Origin of the sequence: Pseudomonas sp. 13159349 (assembly GCF_013305685.1) — a bacterium.
Classification (GTDB): Bacteria; Pseudomonadota; Gammaproteobacteria; order Pseudomonadales; family Pseudomonadaceae; genus Aquipseudomonas; species Aquipseudomonas asiatica.
The window spans coordinates 5,128,489-5,150,109 of record NZ_CP045553.1 but is presented as its reverse complement, the minus strand read 5'-3'; the positions used below and the strand labels follow the sequence as shown (position 1 = coordinate 5,150,109).

Below are 21,621 nucleotides of genomic sequence, written 5' to 3'. Positions count from 1 at the left end.
AACCATGCCAAAACGTACAGATATCAAAAGCATCCTGATTCTCGGCGCTGGCCCGATCGTGATCGGCCAGGCCTGCGAATTCGACTACTCCGGCGCCCAGGCCTGTAAAGCCCTGCGCGAGGAAGGTTTCCGCGTCATCCTGGTGAACTCCAACCCAGCCACCATCATGACCGACCCGGCCATGGCCGACGCCACCTACATCGAGCCGATCAAGTGGCAGTCGGTGGCCAAGATCATCGAGAAAGAGCGCCCGGACGCACTGCTGCCGACCATGGGTGGCCAGACTGCACTGAACTGCGCCCTGGACCTGGAGCGCCACGGCGTTCTGGAAAAGTTCGGCGTGGAAATGATCGGTGCCAATGCCGACACCATCGACAAGGCCGAAGACCGCTCGCGCTTCGACAAGGCCATGAAAGACATCGGCCTGGAGTGCCCGCGCTCCGGTATCGCCCACAGCATGGAAGAAGCCAACGCCGTCCTCGAGCGCCTGGGCTTCCCGTGCATCATCCGTCCATCGTTCACCATGGGCGGCACCGGTGGTGGTATCGCCTACAACCGTGAAGAATTCGAAGAAATCTGCGCCCGTGGCCTGGACCTGTCGCCGACCAAGGAACTGCTGATCGACGAATCGCTGATCGGCTGGAAGGAATACGAGATGGAGGTTGTCCGCGACAAGAAGGACAACTGCATCATCGTCTGCTCGATCGAGAACTTCGATCCGATGGGCGTGCACACCGGTGACTCGATCACTGTCGCCCCGGCACAGACCCTGACTGACAAGGAATACCAGATCATGCGCAACGCCTCCCTGGCGGTGCTGCGTGAAATCGGTGTTGAAACCGGCGGTTCCAACGTGCAGTTCGGTATCTGCCCGAACACAGGCCGCATGGTCGTGATCGAGATGAACCCGCGCGTTTCGCGTTCCTCGGCGCTGGCCTCCAAGGCCACTGGCTTCCCGATCGCCAAGATCGCTGCCAAGCTGGCTGTCGGCTACACCCTCGACGAACTGCAGAACGACATCACCGGCGGCCGCACCCCGGCGTCCTTCGAGCCGTCGATCGACTACGTCGTCACCAAGCTGCCGCGCTTCGCCTTCGAGAAATTCCCGAAAGCCGACGCCCGCCTGACCACCCAGATGAAGTCCGTGGGTGAAGTCATGGCCATCGGCCGTACCTTCCAGGAGTCTCTGCAGAAAGCTCTGCGCGGCCTGGAAGTCGGCGCCTGCGGCCTCGACCCGAAAGTCGACCTGGCCAACCCCGAAGCCAGCAGCATCCTCAAGCGCGAGCTGACCGTACCGGGCGCCGAGCGTATCTGGTACGTGGCTGACGCCATGCGTGCCGGCATGACCTGCGAGCAGATCTTCGACCTGACCGGCATCGACATGTGGTTCCTGGTGCAGATGGAAGACCTGATCAAGGAAGAAGAGAAGGTCAAGACCCTGGCCCTGTCGTCGATCGACAAGGACTACATGCTGCGCCTCAAGCGCAAGGGCTTCTCTGACCAGCGCCTGGCCAAGCTGTTGGGTATCACCGACAAGAACCTGCGCCGTCACCGCCACAAGCTGGAAGTGTTCCCGGTGTACAAGCGCGTCGACACCTGCGCTGCTGAATTCGCTACCGACACCGCCTACCTGTACTCCACCTATGAGGAAGAGTGCGAGGCCAACCCGTCGACCCGCGACAAGATCATGATCCTGGGTGGCGGCCCTAACCGTATCGGCCAGGGTATCGAGTTCGACTACTGCTGCGTACACGCCGCACTGGCGCTGCGTGAAGACGGTTACGAGACCATCATGGTCAACTGCAACCCGGAAACCGTCTCCACCGACTACGACACATCCGACCGCCTGTACTTCGAGCCGCTGACCCTGGAAGACGTGCTGGAAGTGTGCCGTGTCGAGAAGCCGAAAGGCGTGATCGTCCACTACGGTGGCCAGACCCCGCTGAAACTGGCCCGCGCCCTGGAAGAAGCCGGCGTACCGATCATCGGTACCAGCCCGGATGCCATCGACCGCGCTGAAGACCGCGAGCGCTTCCAGCAGATGGTTCAGCGCCTGAACCTGCTGCAGCCGCCAAATGCCACCGTGCGCAGCGAAGAAGAAGCCATCAGCGCTGCTGGCGGCATCGGCTATCCGCTGGTAGTGCGCCCGTCCTACGTACTGGGCGGCCGTGCCATGGAAATCGTCTACGAGCTGGACGAGCTCAAGCGCTACCTGCGCGAAGCCGTGCAGGTGTCCAACGACAGCCCTGTACTGCTCGACCACTTCCTCAACTGCGCCATCGAGATGGACGTGGATGCGGTGTGCGACGGCACCGATGTGGTGATCGGCGCCATCATGCAGCACATCGAGCAAGCCGGCGTTCACTCCGGTGACTCGGCGTGCTCGCTGCCACCTTACTCGCTGAGCAAGGAAGTGCAGGACGAAGTCCGCGTACAGGTCAAGAAAATGGCCCTGGAACTGGGCGTGGTCGGCCTGATGAACGTGCAGCTGGCCCTGCAGGGCGACAAGATCTACGTCATCGAAGTCAACCCGCGCGCTTCGCGTACCGTGCCGTTCGTCTCCAAGTGCATCGGCACCTCCCTGGCGATGATCGCGGCCCGCGTCATGGCCGGCAAAACCCTGAAAGAGCTGGGCTTCACCCAGGAAATCATCCCTAACTTCTACAGCGTCAAGGAAGCCGTCTTCCCGTTCGCCAAGTTCCCGGGGGTTGACCCGATCCTCGGCCCTGAGATGAAATCGACCGGTGAAGTCATGGGTGTCGGTGACAGCTTCGGTGAAGCCTTCGCCAAAGCCCAGATGGGTGCCAGCGAAGTACTGCCGACCGGCGGTACCGCATTCATCAGCGTGCGTGACGACGACAAGCCGCAAGTGGCTGGCGTTGCCCGCGACCTGATTGCCCTGGGCTTCGAAGTGGTCGCCACTGCCGGCACCGCCAAGGTTATCGAGGCGGCCGGCCTTAAAGTGCGCCGCGTGAACAAGGTGACCGAGGGTCGCCCGCACGTGGTCGACATGATCAAGAACGACGAGGTGTCGCTGATCATCAACACCACCGAAGGCCGCCAGTCGATCGCCGATTCCTACTCGATTCGTCGCAATGCGCTGCAGCACAAAATTTACTGCACCACCACCATTGCGGCCGGTGAAGCCATCTGCGAGGCGCTGAAATTTGGTCCGGAAAAGACCGTTCGTCGCCTGCAGGATCTGCATGCAGGACTGAAAGCATGAGCATTACCAAGTACCCGATGACCGTCCAGGGCGCTCGCGCCCTGGAAGAGGAGCTGCTCTTCCTGAGCAAGACCGAGCGCCCGCGCCTGAGCCAGGCCATTGGTGAAGCGCGCGAACTGGGTGACCTGAAGGAAAATGCCGAATACCACGCTGCTCGTGAAGAGCAGGGCATGGTCGAGGCCCGTATCCGCGATATCGAAGGTCGTCTGCAGAACTCGGTGGTGATCGACGTGACCACCATCCCTCACACCGGCAAGGTGATTTTCGGTACCACCGTGGTACTGGCCAACACCGAAACCGATGAAGAGGTGTCCTATCAGATCGTCGGCGAGGATGAAGCCGACGTGAAACAGGGCAAGCTCTCGAGCGGAGCGCCGATTGCCCGTGCCATCATCGGCAAGGAAGAAGGTGATACTGTCGTCGTCAAGACGCCTAGCGGCACGGTCGAGTACGAGATTGTCGAAGTCAAGCACATCTGACCGGCGCCTGCGGGCGCCATCCCTCGAGGGGATCCTCTGGCAGCTGGCCCAGGTTTTCTGGGTCGGCGGCTTGTGGGTGTTTCACGTGGGGTTGGTGCCCGCGCTCAAGGTCAGTGGCCTGGCGCCGCTGCTGGTGCAGGATGTCGCCGGGCAGATCGACCGCTGGTTGATCGGCGTGGCGCTGCTTGGCTTGTTGACCCAGCTGGCAGTGCTGGCAAGGGTGGACGGCCTGTCGGCCTGGTGGCGGCAGTTCCGCGGCCAGATGCTGCTGCTCGGCTTCGGTGCCTGCGTGGGGTATTACACCTTGCGCTACGGTATTTCCGTTGGCGAGCGTTGGCAGCTGCTCTGTTTCCTGGTGCTGGGCTTTTCCGGCATCGTGCTGGTGGCCCAGCCGGTTCCGGTCAAGGTGCGCCGCTAAGCGGCTCGAGATCGCTGGGGCCGGTTCGCGGCCCATTGCCGGCAAGCCGGCTCCCACACCGACCGCATCGAATTCAGGCCATGCGCCGTACCTGTGGGAGCTGGCTTGCCGGCGATGGGCTGCGCAGCAGCCCCTTTGCCGTTACTTGTAACGGTGGATATTGGACAGTTGCTTGTTCGGCTGTGGGTTCTTGCGGTAGATCAGCGCTTTCTTGCCGATGGTCTGCACCAGTTCGGCACGGCCGGCCTTGCACAGTTCGGCAATGGTCTTGGCGCGCTCTTCGCGGTCTTCCGAGCGAATTTCGACCTTGATCAGCTCATGGTCGACCAAGGCGCGCTCCAGTTCGGCGATGACGCCTTCATTCAAACCGTTGCCAGCGACGATCAGGACCGGCTTCAGGTCATGACCAATGGACTTGTATTGCTTCTTCTGCTCGTTATTGAGCGGCATAATCTGACCCTTTCCGTCTGATTCTGTAAAATTGACCGGCATTTTACCCGAGGGCCACCGGCTCCGCCCAGTCAATCACGACGCATATCATCGAGGTGCCCCGTGGTACAACGTTCCAAAAGCAGCGCAAACTGGCTGCGAGAGCATTTCAACGATCCTTTTGTGAAACAGGCACAAAAGGACGGCTACCGCTCGCGTGCGAGCTACAAACTGCTGGAGATCCAGGAAAAGGACCGGCTGATCCGCCCAGGTATGAGCGTGATCGATCTCGGCGCTGCTCCTGGTGGCTGGTCGCAGGTGACCAGTCGTCTGATTGGTGGCCAGGGCCGCCTGATCGCGTCCGACATCCTGGAGATGGACTCGATCCCCGATGTGACCTTCATCCAGGGCGATTTCACCCAGGATGAAGTGCTGCAGCGCATTCTCGAGGCCGTCGGCGATTCGCACGTAGACCTTGTGATTTCCGACATGGCCCCCAATATGAGTGGTACGCCTGCGGTGGACATGCCGCGTGCCATGTTCCTCTGCGAGCTGGCCCTCGATCTGGCAACCCGCGTGCTAAAGCCCGGCGGCGATTTCCTGATCAAGATTTTCCAGGGCGAAGGTTTTGACGTGTACCTCAAGGACGTGCGCAGCAAGTTCGACAAGGTACAGATGCGCAAGCCGTCGTCGTCGCGTGACCGTTCCCGCGAGCAGTACCTGCTGGGCAGGGGTTTCAAAGGGGCATGAAAGGCGTGAAGCGTGGTCGCCGATAGTTATTTCCAATCGGCCGCCGCGTCAGGATCGTCCGAACTTCGTGTAGTCTAGCTTTCACAAAGGGTTACAGACGGTGCCTGCGGCTGCGTAGGTAATGTAGTAAGTTAGGGCGATGAATATCATGCGAGGAACGGCTGCGTCGTGCGCCGACCTCAGAGGGTAGCGAATTGAACGACATGGCAAAGAATCTGATCCTGTGGTTGATCATCGCAGCTGTCCTGGTGACAGTGATGAACAACTTCTCCAGCCCTAACGAGCCGCAGACCCTCAACTATTCCGACTTCATCCAGCAGGTCAAGGATGGCAAGGTCGAGCGTGTGACCGTCGACGGCTACATCATCACCGGCAAGCGCGCCGATGGCGACAATTTCAAGACCGTGCGTCCGGCCATTACCGACAACGGCCTGATTGGCGACCTGGTCGACAATCACGTCATCATCGAAGGCAAGCAGCCTGAGCAGCAGAGCATCTGGACACAGCTGCTGGTAGCGAGCTTCCCGATCCTGGTGATCATCGCCGTGTTCATGTTCTTCATGCGCCAGATGCAGGGCGGAGCGGGGGGCAAGGGCGGGCCGATGAGCTTCGGCAAGAGCAAGGCGCGCCTGTTGTCTGAAGACCAGGTCAAGACCACCCTGGCCGACGTTGCAGGTTGCGACGAAGCCAAGGAAGAAGTCGGCGAGCTGGTCGAGTTCCTGCGCGACCCGGGCAAGTTCCAGCGCCTGGGCGGTCGTATCCCGCGCGGCGTGCTGATGGTCGGCCCGCCCGGTACCGGTAAGACCTTGCTTGCCAAGGCCATCGCCGGCGAAGCGAAGGTGCCATTCTTCACCATTTCCGGTTCGGACTTCGTGGAAATGTTCGTCGGTGTCGGTGCCAGCCGTGTGCGCGACATGTTCGAACAGGCCAAGAAACACGCCCCGTGCATCATCTTCATCGACGAGATCGACGCCGTTGGTCGGCACCGTGGCGCAGGCATGGGTGGCGGTCACGACGAACGTGAGCAAACCCTCAACCAGTTGCTGGTGGAGATGGACGGCTTCGAGATGAACGATGGCATCATCGTCATCGCCGCTACCAACCGTCCGGACGTGCTCGACCCGGCGCTGCTGCGCCCCGGCCGCTTCGACCGTCAGGTAGTGGTGGGCCTGCCGGACATTCGTGGTCGTGAACAGATCCTCAAGGTACACATGCGCAAGGTGCCGGTCGGCGAGAACGTCAACCCGGCGGTCATTGCCCGTGGTACCCCTGGCTTCTCCGGTGCGGACCTGGCCAACCTGGTCAACGAGGCCTCGCTGTTTGCCGCGCGCGCCAACAAGCGCCTGGTCGAAATGAAAGAGTTCGAACTGGCCAAGGACAAGATCATGATGGGCGCCGAGCGCAAGACCATGGTCATGTCCGAGAAAGAAAAGCAGAACACTGCCTACCACGAGGCTGGCCACGCCATTGTCGGTCGCCTGGTGCCTGAGCACGATCCGGTCTACAAGGTTTCGATCATTCCGCGTGGCCGTGCCTTGGGCGTGACCATGTTCCTGCCGGAAGAAGACCGCTACAGCCTGTCCAAGCGCGCACTGATCAGCCAGATCTGCTCGCTGTACGGCGGCCGTATCGCCGAGGAAATGACCTTGGGCTTCGACGGCGTCACTACCGGTGCGTCCAACGACATCATGCGTGCCAGCCAGATCGCCCGCAACATGGTGACCAAGTGGGGCCTTTCCGAAAAACTCGGGCCGCTGATGTACGCCGAGGAAGAAGGTGAGGTGTTCCTGGGTCGCAGTGCTGCGAGCCAGCACGCCAGCGTTTCCGGCGAAACCGCCAAGCTGATCGACTCGGAAGTGCGCAGCATCATCGACCAGTGCTACGCCACGGCCAAGCAGCTGCTCACCGACAACCGTGACAAGCTCGATGCCATGGCCGAAGCGCTGATGAAGTACGAGACCATCGACGCCGAGCAGATTGACGATATCATGGCTGGCCGTACCCCCCGCGAACCGCGCGACTGGGATGATGACTCGGCTTCGGGCAAACCAGCTGCCCAGGGTGATCGCCCGGAATCGCCGATCGGCGGTCCAGCGGCTCAACACTAAGGGCATCTATGAGCTCAGTGCAGTACCCGACCCGGTTGCCTTGCGGCAACCGGGTTCTTGATTTGTCGCGTACCCATGTCATGGGTATTCTCAATATCACCCCTGATTCCTTCTCCGATGGCGGGCGCTTCAACCAGCGTGATGAGGCGTTGCGTCATGCCGAAGCTATGGTTGCCGCAGGTGCCACGCTGATCGACATCGGCGGAGAGTCCACGCGGCCGGGTGCGCGCGCGGTATCGGTGACCGAGGAGCTGGAGCGGGTAGCTCCCATGGTCGAGGCGATCAACAGCCGCCTCGATGTGGTCATCTCGGTCGATACCTCCACGCCAGCCGTCATGCGTGAATCGGCACGCCTCGGTGCAGGGTTGATCAACGACGTGCGTGCCCTGGAGCGCGATGGCGCCCTGGACGCAGCCGCGGATACCGGCCTGCCGGTGTGCCTCATGCACATGCGTGGCGAGCCGGGTAACATGCAGGACGACCCGCATTACGAAGATGTGACCGCCGACGTTACGCGCTACCTTGAACAGCGAATGGTCGCCTGCGCCGCGGCGGGCATCGACGCAAACAGAATCATCCTTGATCCGGGCTTCGGTTTCGCCAAGACACTGTCGCACAATCTGAGCCTGTTCAAGCACATGGAAGCGCTCTATCGCCTTGGGCGCCCGCTGCTGGTGGGTGTTTCACGCAAGAGCATGATCGGCCTGACGCTGGAACGTCCGGTTGGCGAGCGGTTGTATGGCAGCCTTGCGCTGGCGGCGTTGGCCATGACCAAGGGGGCGAGCATCCTTCGTGTCCATGACGTGGCCGAAACCGTTGATGTGGTGCGCATGATCGCTGCGGTGCAAAACGCCGAATAAGAACATTGGAGTCCCTATGAGCAGAAAATACTTTGGTACCGACGGCATTCGTGGCCGCGTCGGCGAATACCCGATCACGCCTGACTTCATGCTGAAGCTTGGCTGGGCGGCCGGCATGGCCTTCCGCAAGCAAGGCCACTGCCGAGTTCTGGTTGGCAAGGACACGCGTATCTCCGGCTACATGTTCGAGTCCGCACTCGAAGCCGGCCTGTCCGCGGCAGGTGCCGATGTGATGCTGCTCGGGCCGATGCCTACGCCGGCCATCGCCTACCTGACGCGTACCTTCCACGCCGAAGCCGGCATCGTCATCAGCGCCTCGCACAACCCGCACGATGACAATGGCATCAAGTTCTTCTCGGGCCAAGGGACCAAGCTACCGGACGAAGTCGAGTTGATGATCGAGGAATTGCTCGATCAGCCGATGACCGTTGTCGAGTCGGGCAAGCTGGGCAAGGTTTCGCGCATCAACGATGCAGCCGGCCGCTACATCGAGTTCTGCAAGAGCAGTGTGCCGACCAGCACCAGCTTCGACGGCCTCAAGCTGGTTGTCGATTGCGCCCACGGTGCCACCTACAAGGTCGCGCCAAGCGTTTTCCGCGAGCTGGGTGCCGAAGTGACCGTGCTGCATGCCCAGCCAGACGGCCTGAACATCAACGAAGGCTGTGGCTCGACTCACATCGAATCGCTTCAGGCTGCCGTGCTGGTAGGCCATGCCGACCTGGGCATTGCCTTTGACGGTGATGGCGACCGCGTGCTGATGGTCGACCACACCGGCGCCATCGTTGATGGTGACGAACTGCTGTTCATCATTGCTCGCGACCTGCAGGAGCGTGGAAAGCTGCAGGGCGGGGTGGTGGGCACGCTGATGAGCAACCTGGGCCTGGAGCTTGCGCTGAAGGAACTGGATGTTCCGTTCGTGCGGGCGAAGGTCGGTGACCGTTACGTCATGGCAGAGCTGCTGGAGCGTGAGTGGCTGGTCGGTGGCGAAAACTCCGGGCACGTCGTGTGCTGCAACCACACCACCACCGGTGATGCGATCATCGCAGCGCTGCAGGTATTGATGGCACTCAAGCGTCGTGGCGAAACCCTGGCGCAGGCTCGTCAGGCCCTGCGCAAGTGCCCGCAGGTGCTTATCAACGTGCGCTATGGCGCCAGCAAGGTCGACCCACTGGAGCACCCGGCGGTCAAGGAAGCCAGTGCCAAGGTGACCGAGGCCTTGGCAGGCCGCGGCCGCGTGCTGCTGCGAAAATCCGGTACCGAGCCGTTGGTGCGGGTGATGGTCGAGGGCGAGGACGAAAGCCAGGTGCGTGCGCACGCAGAAGCGTTGGCCAAACTGGTCGGCGAAGTTTGTGTCTGAAGGCGCTTGCCAGCGCAGATAGGGTTGGGTACTATCTGCGCCCACTTTGACCGACGAGGTAAAGCATGCGTCGCCCTATGGTAGCTGGTAACTGGAAGATGCACGGTACCCGCGCTAGCGTCGCTGAGCTGACCGAAGGCTTGAGAAATCTGGCCTTGCCGAGCGGAGTGGAAGTCGTTGTATTTCCACCGGCCTTGTTCATCAATCAAGTGATCGATGGCCTGGCAGGTAAGGAAATTACTGTCGGCGCACAGAATTCTGCAGTACAACCCGAACAGGGTGCGCTGACCGGAGAAGTTGCTCCGGAACAGCTGGTTGAAGCAGGCTGCAAGTTGGTGTTGATTGGTCATTCGGAGCGTCGCCAGGTCATTGGTGAAACCGACGAAGTGCTCAATCGCAAGTTTGCAGCGGCCCAGGCCAAAGGTTTGAAACCAGTGCTTTGCATCGGGGAAACCCTTGAAGAGCGCGAGGCTGGCAAAACGCTCGAAGTTGTCGGGCGTCAACTAAGCAGTATCATCGAGGCATTCGGTGTTAAGGCTTTTGCCAATGCAGTAATTGCCTATGAGCCTGTATGGGCCATCGGTACCGGCCTTACGGCCACGCCACAGCAGGCCCAGGATGTGCACGCAGCCATCCGTAGCCAGTTGGCGGCAAAAGATGCTGAAGTGGCTGCGAAGGTGCAGTTGCTCTACGGCGGCAGCGTGAAGGCGGCCAATGCGGCCGAACTGTTCGGCATGCCGGATATCGATGGGGGGCTCATTGGTGGAGCTTCCCTGAACGCAGACGAATTCGGTGCAATTTGTCGCGCCGCAGGAAACTGAACAAATGCTGGAAACAGTCATCGTTGTTTTTCATCTGTTGGCAGCGCTGTCGCTTGTAGTGCTGGTTCTGTTGCAACAGGGTAAAGGTGCGGAAGCAGGTGCATCTTTCGGCGCGGGTGCTTCAAATACCGTGTTCGGGAGCCAGGGTTCTGCAACGTTTCTGAGTAAATTAACTGCTATACTCGCTGCCACTTTCTTTTTGACAGCACTTGGGTTAGGATACTTCGCGAAGCAACAAGCTCACCAGCTTAGCCAAGCAGGTCTTCCAGATCCAGCAGTGCTAGAAGTGAAAGAGCCGCAGAAACCGGCAGTTAATGATGATGTACCGGTGCTCCAGCAGCAGAAGAGCGAAACCACTCCTAACACGGGTGATGTACCTCCTCCGGCACAAGAGCAGAAGTAACGGGTTTCAAGTAGTAGTATTGCCGAGGTGGTGGAATTGGTAGACACGCAACCTTGAGGTGGTTGTGCCCATAGGGTGTAGGGGTTCGAGTCCCCTTCTCGGTACCAATTAAAGCTTGAGAGCCCGCTTTAGCGGGCTTTCTTGCAGGTGAAGGTTCGGATTTGACCCTCAAGAGGGTTCGGTCTTATACTTTTGCCCCAGCTTTGTCGCGGGGTGGAGCAGCTTGGTAGCTCGTCGGGCTCATAACCCGAAGGTCGTTGGTTCAAATCCAGCCCCCGCAACCAGCTTCAGCGGAGCCCCTTTTCAGGGGCTTTTTGCTAACCGAACAGTTTTCGGCGTCGTTGTCCAACGGCGCTTTCAGGGATGGGCGCTTCGCCCATTTTTTATTTGCACAGCATGCACGAGGGGGTTCAGGTGTCGAGCAAGCTAGAACAGTTGCAGGCCTTGTTGGCCCCGGTTGTCGAGGGTCTGGGCTATCAATGCTGGGGGATCGAATACGTTTCCCAGGGTAAGCATTCGGTACTGCGCATCTACATCGACAAGGAAGGCGGCATCCTGGTGGACGACTGCGAAGCGGTCAGCCGTCAGGCCAGCGCAATTCTCGATGTGGAAGATCCGATCAGCAGTGAATACACCCTCGAGGTGTCTTCTCCAGGCATGGATCGCCCACTGTTCACTCTGGAACAGTTTGCCTCGCATGCCGGCGAACAAGTGAAGATCAAGCTGCGCTCACCCTTCGAGGGTCGTCGTAACTTCCAGGGCCTTCTCCGCGGTGTGGAGGAGCAGGATGTGGTGGTCCAGGTGGACAATCAAGAATTCCTGTTGCCGATCGACTCGATCGACAAGGCCAATATTATTCCCAGTTTTGACTGAGACGTGCCGGGCCCGGCGGACTATCCGGGCCCAATGGCTTGCGCAAGGCGAGGCGTACGATGAGCAAAGAAGTACTGCTGGTTGTTGAATCGGTATCCAACGAAAAAGGTGTACCGCCCGGCGTCATTTTCGAAGCGCTGGAAGTGGCACTGGCCACTGCAACCAAAAAACGTTTTGAAGACGAAGTCGACCTGCGTGTGGAAATCAACCGCCACACCGGTAGCTACGAGACCTTCCGTCGCTGGACCGTGGTCGACGAAGCCGATCTTGATGATCCGGCGATCGAGACCTGGTTGAGCAAGATTCACGAAACCCACCCTGAAGCCAAGGTTGGTGACGTGATCGAAGAGAAGATCGAGTCCATCGAATTCGGTCGTATTGCCGCCCAGACCGCCAAGCAGGTCATCGTGCAGAAGGTCCGTGAGGCCGAGCGTGCCCAGGTGGTCGATGCCTACCGCGAGCGCGTTGGCGAGATCATCTCCGGTACCGTCAAAAAGGTTACCCGCGACAACGTCATCGTTGACCTGGGCAACAACGCCGAGGCCCTGCTGGCCCGCGAAGACATCATTCCGCGCGAGACCTTCCGTGTTGGCGTGCGCCTGCGTGCGCTGCTCAAGGAAATTCGCACCGAGAACCGTGGCCCACAGCTGATCTTGTCGCGCACCGCGCCACAGATGCTGATCGAGCTTTTCCGCATCGAAGTGCCGGAAATTGCCGAGGGCCTCATCGAAGTCATGGCTGCATCCCGTGATCCGGGTTCGCGAGCCAAGATCGCCGTCCGCTCCAAGGACAAGCGCATCGACCCGCAAGGCGCCTGTATCGGCATGCGTGGTTCGCGCGTCCAGGCCGTATCCGGGGAGTTGGGTGGTGAGCGTGTGGATATCGTCCTGTGGGACGATAACCCGGCGCAGTTCGTCATCAACGCCATGTCGCCGGCTGAAGTCGCGGCGATCATCGTTGATGAAGATGCCCATGCCATGGACATCGCCGTTGCCGAGGACAACCTGGCCCAGGCCATTGGTCGTGGCGGTCAGAACGTTCGCCTGGCCAGTCAGCTGACCGGCTGGACCCTGAACGTGATGACCGAGAAGGACATCCAGGCCAAGCAGCAGGCCGAAACCGGTGACATCCTGCGCAATTTCATCGATGAACTGGAAGTCGACGAGGAGCTGGCCCAAGTGCTGGTCGACGAAGGCTTCACCAGCCTCGAAGAAATTGCCTACGTACCGTTGGAAGAAATGCTCAACATCGATGGCTTTGACGAAGATATCGTCAACGAGCTCCGCGCTCGAGCCAAGGACCGTTTGTTGACCAAGGCCATCGCTACCGAAGAAAAACTGGCAGACGCCCATCCGGCTGACGACCTGCTCTCCCTCGAGGGTATGGACAAGGACCTGGCGGCGGAACTGGCGGTGCGCGGCGTGGTTAACCGCGAAGACCTGGCCGAGCAGTCGATCGACGATCTGCTCGACATCGACGGCATCGACGAAGAGCGTGCCGGCAAGTTGATCATGGCCGCCCGAGCCCACTGGTTCGAGTAATTAGGCGCGGCCTGAGGAGAGAAGTGCATGACGCAAGTCACGGTGAAAGAACTGGCCCAAGAGGTCGAGGCACCGGTAGAGCGCCTGCTGCAGCAGATGCGTGAGGCAGGTCTGCCGCACACCGACGCCGGTCAGGTAGTGACCGACAATGAGAAGCAGACCTTGCTGACTCATTTGAAGAGCAGCCACAAGAGCAAGGCGGAAGAGCCGCGCAAGATTACCTTGCAGCGCAAAACCACCAGCACCCTGCGTGTCGCCGGTAGCAAGAGCATCAGCGTAGAAGTACGCAAGAAGAAAGTATTCGTGCAGCGCAGCCCGGAAGAAATCCAGGCTGAGCAGAAGCGTGAGCTGGAAGAGCGCCGCGCGGCTGAAAACGCCGCTCGCGACAAGGTCGAGGCCGAAGTTCGCCAGCGCAACGAAGAGCAGGCTCGCCGTCAGGCCGCCGAAACCGCTGCTGCAGCCCCTGCGCCTGCCGCCAAGCCAGAGGCGGCACCTGCCGCTACCCCGGCCCCGGTAGTTGCCGACGCCCCGGCGTCCGAAGACGCCGCAGCCCGTGCTGCCGAGCGCAAGAAGGACGAAGCCCGTCGCAACGAAGGCCGCACCCGTGACGAAGACCGTCGTGGTGGCGAGCGTCGTGGCGAGGCCCCGCGCGTGTCGATCAAGGTCAAGGTCAAGGAGAAGGAAAAGGCTCCGACTCCTCGTGCCGCACCGCGCACCACCGATGAAGAGAGCGATGGCGTACGCCGTGGCCGGGGTGGCAAGAGCAAGCTGAAGAAGCGCAACCAGCACGGCTTCCAGAACCCGACCGGTCCAGTCATCCGTGACGTGACCATCGGCGAGACCATCACCGTCTCGGAACTGGCCCAACAGATGTCGGTCAAGGCCGCTGAAGTGGTCAAGTTCATGTTCAAGCTGGGTACCCCGGTCACCATCAACCAGGTGCTCGACCAGGAAACCGCTCAGCTGGTCGCCGAAGAACTGGGCCACAAAGTGACCCTGGTCAGCGATACCGCCCTGGAAGACTCCCTGGCCGAATCGCTGAAGTTCGAAGGTGAAGTCGAATCGCGTGCGCCGGTCGTTACCGTCATGGGTCACGTTGACCACGGTAAGACCTCGCTGCTCGACTACATCCGTCGTGCCAAGGTTGCCGCTGGCGAAGCCGGTGGTATTACCCAGCACATCGGTGCCTACCACGTGGAAACCGACCGCGGCATGGTCACCTTCCTCGATACCCCAGGTCACGCTGCGTTCACCGCAATGCGTGCCCGTGGTGCCAAGGCTACCGACATCGTCATCCTGGTGGTGGCAGCGGACGACGGCGTGATGCCGCAAACCCGCGAAGCCGTTCAGCATGCCAAGGCAGCTGGCGTTCCGCTGGTGGTTGCAGTGAACAAGATCGACAAGCCGGGTGCCGATATCGATCGCATCCGCAACGAGCTTGCTGTCGAAGGCGTGACCTCCGAGGACTGGGGTGGTGATACTCCGTTCGTCAAGGTTTCGGCCAAGATGGGTACCGGCGTCGACGAACTGCTCGAGGCTGTCCTGCTGCAGGCCGAGATCCTGGAACTGACCGCTACCCCGACCGCTCCAGGTCGTGGTGTGGTTGTCGAATCACGCCTGGACAAGGGCCGTGGCCCGGTCGCGACCATCCTGGTTCAGGACGGTACCCTGCGTCAGGGCGACATGGTCCTGTGCGGTTCCAACTATGGCCGCGTGCGCGCCATGCTCGACGAGAACGGCAAGCCTGTGAAGGAAGCCGGCCCGTCGATTCCGGTCGAAATCCTCGGCCTTGACGGTACCCCGGAAGCCGGTGACGAGCTGTCCGTGGTTGCCGACGAGAAGAAGGCTCGTGAAGTTGCCCTGTTCCGTCAAGGCAAGTACCGCGAGGTCAAGCTGGCCCGTGCTCACGCTGGCAAGCTGGAAAACATCTTCGAGACCATGGGTCAGGAAGAGAAGAAGACCCTCAACATCGTCCTCAAGACCGACGTGCGTGGTTCCCTGGAAGCACTGCAGGGTTCGCTGTCGGGCCTGGGCAACGACGAAGTTCAGGTGCGCGTGATCGGTGGCGGCGTCGGTGGTATCACCGAAAGCGACGCCAACCTGGCGCTGGCTTCGAATGCAGTACTGTTCGGCTTCAACGTGCGTGCCGACGCCGGCGCGCGCAAGATCGTCGAGCAGGAAGGTCTGGATATGCGTTACTACAACGTGATCTACGACATCATCGAAGACGTCAAGAAGGCCCTGACCGGCATGCTCGGCAGCGATGTTCGCGAGAACATCCTGGGTGTCGCCGAAGTACGTGACGTGTTCCGTTCGCCGAAGTTCGGCGCCATCGCTGGCTGTATGGTCATCGAGGGTACCGTGTACCGCAACCGTCCGATCCGCGTACTGCGCGAAGACGTTGTGATCTTCGAAGGCGAACTGGAGTCGCTGCGTCGCTTCAAGGACGACGCCTCCGAAGTGCGTAACGGCATGGAGTGCGGTATTGGCGTGAAGAGCTACAACGACGTCAAGGTCGGCGACAAGATCGAAGTCTTCGAGAAAGTCCAGGTTGCTCGTACCCTTTAAGGGTGAGCAGGGCGCCAGCCCCCGCCGCAGGGCGGTGGGCAGTGCCTCAGTAGGTAGCGCCCGGTCAGGCTTCAGCCTGACCGGGCGTTTGCCGCTTTAAGTTACAGGTAGCAAGAATGGCAAAAGAATATAGCCGTACCCAACGCATCGGCGACCAGATGCAGCGCGAGCTGTCGGAGCTGATCCGCCGTGAAGTCAAAGACCCGCGCGTCGGCCTGGTGACCATCACGGCCGTCGATGTCAGCCGTGATCTTGGCCACGCCAAGGTGTTCATCACCGTGATGGGCCAGGACGGCGCCGACGCCGTACCGCAGACCCTCAAGGCCCTGACCAGCGCCGCGAGCTTCCTGCGCCTGCACCTGGGCCGTGTGATGCAACTGCGCAGCGTGCCGCAACTGCATTTCCACTTCGACGAAAGCGTCAGCCGTGGTGCCCACCTGTCGGCACTGATCGAGCGCGCGGTCGCCGAAGACCGTCTGCACAAGGATGGCGACAAGCTGGACGCCGAGGAGTAAGCGGTGGCCCAGGTCAAACGTATCCGCCGCAACGTCAGCGGCATCATCCTGCTCGACAAGCCGCTGGGCTTCACCTCCAACGCCGCCCTGCAAAAGGTGCGCTGGCTGCTCAATGCGGAAAAGGCCGGGCACACCGGCAGCCTCGATCCGCTGGCAACCGGCGTGCTGCCGCTGTGCTTTGGCGAAGCGACCAAGTTTTCGCAGTACCTGCTCGATTCCGACAAGGGCTACGAAACGGTCATGCAGATGGGGCAGACTACCAACACCGGCGATGCCGAAGGTGAAGTGCTGCAGACCCGTGAGGTGACCGTTGGTCGCGCCGACATCGAGGCCCTGCTGCCGCGTTTTCGTGGCCAGATCAGCCAGATACCGCCGATGTACTCGGCGCTCAAGCGTGATGGCCAGCCGCTTTACAAGCTGGCACGTGCAGGAGAGGTAGTGGAGCGCGAGGCGCGTTCTGTTACAATTGGCCGCTTGGAGTTGCTCGAGTGCGAAGGCACCCGTGCACGGCTGAGCGTAGGATGCAGCAAAGGCACCTATATCCGCACCCTGGTGGAGGATATCGGTGAGGCCCTTGGCTGCGGCGCCTATGTCGCCGAGCTGCGCAGGACCCAGGCCGGGCCTTTCGCGCTGGCACAGACGGTCACCCTCGAGGAACTCGAACAGGCCCACGCCGAAGGTGGCAACGAAGCGCTCGACCGCTTCCTGATGCCTTCGGACAGCGGCCTGCAGGACTGGCCACTGGTGTGCCTGTCCGAGCACAGTGCGTTTTACTGGCTGCATGGGCAGGCGGTACGCGCGCCGGACGCGCCGCAATTTGGCATGGTCCGGGTACAGGATCACAACGCGCGCTTCATCGGTATCGGTGAAGTGAGCGAAGACGGGCGCATTGCGCCGCGTCGACTGATTCGGTCGGAATGACCGAAACCGCGGGGTCGGGCAATTGCCAGGCCCCACGGCACCAAGGGTGGCTGTCAGTAGGCACGGTCACACCTTTTTTATTAATACAGGGATTTGTCCCTGGCCTATTGGACCCCGCATGCGGGATCCGTTATCAGGAGAAGCCAAATGGCCCTCAGCGTTGAAGAAAAAGCTCAGATCGTTGCCGAATACCAGCAAGCCGCCGGCGATACCGGTAGCCCGGAAGTGCAGGTTGCTCTGCTGACCGCCAACATCAACAAGCTGCAAGGCCACTTCAAGGCCAACGACAAAGACCACCACTCCCGTCGTGGTCTGATCCGTATGGTCAACCAGCGTCGTAAGCTGCTGGACTACCTGAAGGGCAAAGACACCACTCGTTACAGCGCCCTGATCGGTCGCCTGGGTCTGCGTCGCTAATAGCGGCTTGGCCAGTGGTGTGCATGGCGTGTCGCAGGCTTCGGCAGGGCTGTTTTGCAGTGCTGCCGTTGGACACGCCACGCGTATCTCCGAGGTTGGCAGCCTGGCAATGCTGAGCGGATTTTCCGCTTGGTGCCAGGCTCCCAGCCTCGTGTTGTATCTGGACGGTCAATGGGGCCGATTCCCCGTTCTGCCCAAGAATTCGCAAGAAACCAGTTCCCCCAGAGCCACTGAAAAAAGGTAGGAAACCGTGAACCCGGTAATCAAGACATTCCAGTTCGGTCAGTCGACCGTTACTCTCGAAACGGGCCGTATTGCCCGTCAGGCAACCGGCGCCGTGCTGGTTACCGTCGACAACGACGTCACCGTGCTGGTGACCGTGGTCGGTGCCAAACAGGCCGATCCAGGCAAGGGCTTCTTCCCGCTGTCGGTCCACTACCAGGAAAAGACCTACGCCGCCGGCAAGATCCCGGGTGGCTTCTTCAAGCGTGAAGGCCGTCCTTCCGAGAAAGAGACCCTGACCTCGCGCCTGATCGACCGTCCGATCCGTCCGCTGTTCCCGGAAGGCTTCATGAACGAAGTGCAGGTTGTCTGCACCGTGGTTTCCACCAGCAAGAAGACCGACCCGGACATCGCTGCGATGATCGGTACCTCGGCCGCCCTGGCCATCTCCGGCATTCCGTTCGAAGGCCCGATCGGCGCCGCTCGCGTTGCCTTCCACGAAAGCACCGGCTACCTGCTGAACCCGACCTACGAGCAACTGGCTGCCTCGAGCCTGGACATGGTCGTTGCCGGTACCGAATCGGCTGTACTGATGGTTGAGTCGGAAGCCAAAGAGCTGACCGAAGACCAGATGCTGGGCGCCGTGCTGTTCGCCCACGACGAATTCCAGGCCGTGATCCAGGCCGTCAAGGAACTGGCTGCCGAAGCCGGCAAGCCGACCTGGGACTGGCAGCCAGCCCCGGCCAACGTCGAGCTGATGAACCTGGTACGCGCCGAGTTCGGCGAAGCCGTTTCGCAGGCCTACACCATCATTCAGAAGGCTGACCGCTACAACCGCCTGGGCCAGCTGCGCGACGAGGCTGTTGCCCGTCTGAGCAACGAAGAGACCGGCCCGTCCGCCGGCGCCATCAAGGAAATCTTCGGCGAGCTGGAATACCGCACCGTCCGTGAGAACATCGTCAACGGCAAACCGCGTATCGACGGTCGTGACACCCGCACCGTGCGCCCGCTGAACATCGAAGTCGGCGTCTTGCCGAAGACTCACGGTTCGGCGCTGTTCACCCGTGGCGAAACCCAGGCCCTGGTCGTTGCGACCCTGGGTACTGCCCGTGACGCCCAGCTGCTGGACACCCTGGAAGGCGAGAAAAAAGACCCGTTCATGCTGCACTACAACTTCCCGCCATTCTCGGTGGGTGAGTGCGGCCGCATGGGCGGCGCTGGCCGTCGTGAAATCGGCCACGGCCGTCTGGCCCGTCGTGGCGTGCAGGCCATGCTGCCGAGCGACAGCGAGTTCCCGTACACCATCCGCGTGGTATCGGAAATCACCGAATCCAACGGTTCCAGCTCCATGGCTTCGGTCTGTGGTGCTTCCCTGGCCCTGATGGACGCTGGTGTACCGATGAAGGCACCGGTTGCCGGTATCGCCATGGGCCTGGTCAAGGAAGGTGACAAGTTCGCCGTCCTGACCGACATCCTGGGTGACGAAGACCACCTGGGCGACATGGACTTCAAGGTAGCCGGTACCGCCAAGGGTGTTACCGCGCTGCAGATGGACATCAAGATCAACGGTATCACCGAAGAGATCATGGAGATCGCCCTGGGCCAGGCCCTGGAAGCGCGCCTGAATATCCTCGGCCAGATGAACCAGATCATCGCCCAGTCGCGTAGCGAGCTGTCGGCCAACGCCCCGACCATGATCGCGATGAAGATCGACACCGACAAGATCCGTGACGTCATCGGTAAAGGCGGCGCCACCATTCGCGCCATCTGCGAAGAGACCAAGGCTTCGATCGACATCGAAGACGATGGCTCGATCAAGATCTTCGGCGAAACCAAGGAAGCGGCAGATGCTGCCAAGCAACGTATCCTGGGCATTACCGCCGAAGCCGAGATTGGCAAGATCTACGTCGGCAAGGTCGAGCGCATCGTCGACTTCGGTGCGTTCGTAAACATCCTGCCTGGCAAGGACGGCCTGGTGCACATCTCCATGCTGAGCGATGCTCGCGTCGAGAAAGTCACCGACATCCTGAAAGAAGGCCAGGAAGTCGAAGTACTGGTACTGGACGTGGACAACCGCGGCCGTATCAAGCTGTCGATCAAAGACGTTGCCGCGGCCAAGGCCTCGGGCGTCTGATGATTGCCTCGTAGTAGAAAGAAAGGCCCCGCAAGGGGCCTTTTTTTATGGCTGTACGGAACCTTTTGCGGACTTGCATCTTGCAAGCAGTTTTATCGTGCGGATTGCAGAATGCACGACATCGGCCAAATCTAAATTTGGCTAACTTGTTGATTTAAAAGGAAACAAGCGAGACGGAAAAGCTGGCACAGCGCATGCAGCTACCTCCATATCTGACGCCAGGACATACGGCGCAGACCTTTCGAAAAAACAGGAGTGACTCACATGAAGAAGTTCGCCATTGCTGCCGCTACTGCTACCGCCCTGACCCTGACCATGGCTAACGGCGCATTCGCTGCGGAGCCAACCCAGGCTCCAGTCATGTTGGCTGCCAACACCGTGGATAACGCCAAGCAGGAAGGTTCCGACACCTGGATCACTACCAAGGTGAAAGCGGACCTGCTGACTGAAAAAGGTATTCCAGGCAGCGACATCAAAGTCGAGACCAGCCAAGGCGTCGTCTCGCTGTCGTCTGACGTGGCGATCACTCAATCCCAGAAAGAAGAAGCAGTACGCATCACCAAGAACATCAAAGGCGTGAAAAGCGTTATGTCTGACGGCCTGAAAGCCGAATAAGGAATGTCCCGTCGGCCAAACGGATTTGGCCACCTTCGCTCCGAGCCCCGGCTATTTGCCGGGGCTTTTCATTGGCGGCTAGTACACCGGGTTACGCGCGATCACATCGCTCTCGAAGCATTCTTGCTCGACGATCAGCGGCTCGACCAATGGCCGGCTGTCGCGAAAGTGCGCGGTTTGGGTATGCGCTTCATAGGCTGCATCGTCGCGGTAGATCTCGTACAGGTAGATCAACTCCGGGTCGACCCGGTCTTGCGACACATCGAATGCCAGGCAACCAGGTTCAGTGGCGACTGAGGCTGCGGCATTGACCTTGATCGCATTGAGAAAATCCTCTGCGCAACCGGGCTTCACTCGGGTCTTGATGAACAGGCTATACACAAGGCTCTCCTTTTGTTTTAAATTCTACTGTAAATTGTATACAAAAATGGAGCTTCGCCAATGTCCGAATTGCCTGCACGCCCTGGTCGCCTGAACGGCCTGCGTCATATTGCCTTGTTGGTGCCCAACCTGGAGGAGTGCGAACGCTTCTACGTCGATGTGCTGGGCATGGAGGTGCTGAACCGCGCCAACGAAGACCTGGTGTATCTCACTTGTGGTAACGACAACCTGTCGCTGGGGCGCGGGGCAGGGGCGGCCAATGGTTTGCAGACCCTGGACCACTATGGGTTCATCGTCGATAGCGTGGAGGAGCTGGAGGCCTGGTACCAGTATTTCAAGGCCCATGGCGTGACCCTGCTGGACCGGCCGTTCAACCATGGTGACGGGGCGCGCAGCTTCCACCTGCTGGACCCGGCAGGGAACAAGGTGCAGCCGTTGTACCACCCGGCGGTGTCGGGGCAGCGGTTGGTGTGAAGCCTGTACCGGCCTCTTCGCGGGCTTGCCCGCTCCCACAGGGACCGTACACAGTTCAAGGCCTGTGCCAGTACCAGTGGGAGCGGGCAAGCCCGCGAAGAGGCCAGAC

General features: G+C 60.5%; 20 protein-coding genes and 2 tRNA genes. 20 read left to right on the top strand and 2 right to left on the bottom strand.

The genetic code is table 11. The annotated features are described in order from the left end of the window. The first annotated feature begins 4 nt into the window (after positions 1-4). Genes carB through GEV38_RS23710 form a run of 3 tightly spaced genes read left to right on the top strand, consistent with a single transcriptional unit; the run spans position 5 to position 4,123 of the window. Positions 5-3,226: a carbamoyl-phosphate synthase large subunit gene (gene carB / locus GEV38_RS23720; protein WP_015271865.1), complete on the top strand. Its 3,222-nt coding sequence runs from the start codon at positions 5-7 to the stop codon at positions 3,224-3,226. Continuing rightward, on the top strand, positions 3,223-3,705 hold the full coding sequence (gene greA, locus GEV38_RS23715) for a transcription elongation factor GreA (protein ID WP_170976259.1): 483 nt from the start codon (positions 3,223-3,225) through the stop codon (positions 3,703-3,705). Before carB ends, greA begins: the two co-directional genes overlap by 4 nt. Next, the gene (locus GEV38_RS23710) at positions 3,683-4,123 is read left to right on the top strand and encodes a hypothetical protein (RefSeq protein WP_052261053.1); all 441 of its coding nucleotides are present in this window, start codon (positions 3,683-3,685) and stop codon (positions 4,121-4,123) included. The genes greA and GEV38_RS23710 overlap by 23 nt, the downstream gene beginning before the upstream one ends. Positions 4,124-4,264: 141 nt before the next feature. Here the strand turns inward: GEV38_RS23710 and yhbY are convergent, their stop codons facing one another. Continuing rightward, on the bottom strand, positions 4,265-4,573 hold the full coding sequence (gene yhbY, locus GEV38_RS23705) for a ribosome assembly RNA-binding protein YhbY (protein ID WP_054573641.1): 309 nt from the start codon (positions 4,571-4,573) through the stop codon (positions 4,265-4,267). Positions 4,574-4,675: 102 nt separating this feature from the next. Here yhbY and rlmE point away from each other — a divergent pair, with 102 nt between their 5' ends. The 16 genes from rlmE (at position 4,676) to GEV38_RS23625 (ending at position 20,657) form a co-directional block, all read left to right on the top strand. Further along, entirely contained in the window at positions 4,676-5,302 is a 627-nt protein-coding gene (gene rlmE, locus GEV38_RS23700; protein ID WP_015271862.1) for a 23S rRNA (uridine(2552)-2'-O)-methyltransferase RlmE, read from the top strand. 203 nt (positions 5,303-5,505) lie between these two features. Then, positions 5,506-7,410, top strand: coding sequence for an ATP-dependent zinc metalloprotease FtsH (ftsH, locus tag GEV38_RS23695; RefSeq protein WP_015271861.1), 1,905 nt, complete (start codon positions 5,506-5,508; stop codon positions 7,408-7,410). An 8-nt stretch (positions 7,411-7,418) separates the two neighbouring features. Then, a complete protein-coding gene (folP, locus tag GEV38_RS23690) occupies positions 7,419-8,270 on the top strand; it encodes a dihydropteroate synthase (RefSeq protein ID WP_015271860.1) in 852 nt (283 codons plus the stop codon). Between the two features lie 16 nt (positions 8,271-8,286). After that, the gene (gene glmM, locus GEV38_RS23685) at positions 8,287-9,627 is read left to right on the top strand and encodes a phosphoglucosamine mutase (RefSeq protein WP_013974287.1); all 1,341 of its coding nucleotides are present in this window, start codon (positions 8,287-8,289) and stop codon (positions 9,625-9,627) included. A gap of 65 nt (positions 9,628-9,692) precedes the next feature. After that, on the top strand, positions 9,693-10,448 hold the full coding sequence (gene tpiA / locus GEV38_RS23680; RefSeq protein WP_015271858.1) for a triose-phosphate isomerase: 756 nt from the start codon (positions 9,693-9,695) through the stop codon (positions 10,446-10,448). 4 nt (positions 10,449-10,452) lie between these two features. Further along, positions 10,453-10,851 (top strand): preprotein translocase subunit SecG, encoded by a 399-nt coding sequence (gene secG, locus GEV38_RS23675; RefSeq protein ID WP_015271857.1) that lies wholly within the window; start codon positions 10,453-10,455, stop codon positions 10,849-10,851. 21 nt (positions 10,852-10,872) lie between these two features. Further along, positions 10,873-10,958, top strand: a tRNA-Leu gene (locus GEV38_RS23670). A gap of 100 nt (positions 10,959-11,058) precedes the next feature. Beyond that, a tRNA-Met gene (locus GEV38_RS23665) sits at positions 11,059-11,135 on the top strand. Between the two features lie 130 nt (positions 11,136-11,265). Then, complete coding sequence (gene rimP, locus GEV38_RS23660; protein ID WP_003249960.1) at positions 11,266-11,724, top strand: ribosome maturation factor RimP; 459 nt, start codon at positions 11,266-11,268, stop codon at positions 11,722-11,724. 59 nt (positions 11,725-11,783) lie between these two features. Then, positions 11,784-13,265, top strand: a complete 1,482-nt coding sequence (nusA, locus tag GEV38_RS23655) for a transcription termination factor NusA (RefSeq protein WP_003258062.1) — start codon at positions 11,784-11,786, stop codon at positions 13,263-13,265. Between the two features lie 27 nt (positions 13,266-13,292). After that, positions 13,293-15,833, top strand: coding sequence for a translation initiation factor IF-2 (gene infB, locus GEV38_RS23650; protein ID WP_054573642.1), 2,541 nt, complete (start codon positions 13,293-13,295; stop codon positions 15,831-15,833). Between the two features lie 116 nt (positions 15,834-15,949). Continuing rightward, a complete protein-coding gene (rbfA, locus tag GEV38_RS23645) occupies positions 15,950-16,348 on the top strand; it encodes a 30S ribosome-binding factor RbfA (RefSeq protein WP_015271855.1) in 399 nt (132 codons plus the stop codon). 3 nt (positions 16,349-16,351) lie between these two features. After that, entirely contained in the window at positions 16,352-17,269 is a 918-nt protein-coding gene (gene truB / locus GEV38_RS23640; protein WP_013974284.1) for a tRNA pseudouridine(55) synthase TruB, read from the top strand. 147 nt (positions 17,270-17,416) lie between these two features. After that, complete coding sequence (gene rpsO / locus GEV38_RS23635; RefSeq protein WP_003249971.1) at positions 17,417-17,686, top strand: 30S ribosomal protein S15; 270 nt, start codon at positions 17,417-17,419, stop codon at positions 17,684-17,686. 250 nt (positions 17,687-17,936) lie between these two features. Then, a complete protein-coding gene (gene pnp / locus GEV38_RS23630) occupies positions 17,937-20,042 on the top strand; it encodes a polyribonucleotide nucleotidyltransferase (protein WP_054573643.1) in 2,106 nt (701 codons plus the stop codon). 264 nt (positions 20,043-20,306) lie between these two features. Continuing rightward, on the top strand, positions 20,307-20,657 hold the full coding sequence (locus GEV38_RS23625; RefSeq protein ID WP_013974282.1) for a BON domain-containing protein: 351 nt from the start codon (positions 20,307-20,309) through the stop codon (positions 20,655-20,657). Between the two features lie 78 nt (positions 20,658-20,735). Here GEV38_RS23625 and GEV38_RS23620 read toward each other — a convergent pair whose 3' ends face one another. Further along, positions 20,736-21,038, bottom strand: a complete 303-nt coding sequence (locus tag GEV38_RS23620) for a putative quinol monooxygenase (protein ID WP_015271853.1) — start codon at positions 21,036-21,038, stop codon at positions 20,736-20,738. A gap of 60 nt (positions 21,039-21,098) precedes the next feature. On the opposite strand from GEV38_RS23620, the gene GEV38_RS23615 reads away from it, so the two are divergent. Then, a complete protein-coding gene (locus GEV38_RS23615; protein ID WP_010955354.1) occupies positions 21,099-21,512 on the top strand; it encodes a VOC family protein in 414 nt (137 codons plus the stop codon). The last annotated feature ends 109 nt before the right edge of the window (positions 21,513-21,621 follow it).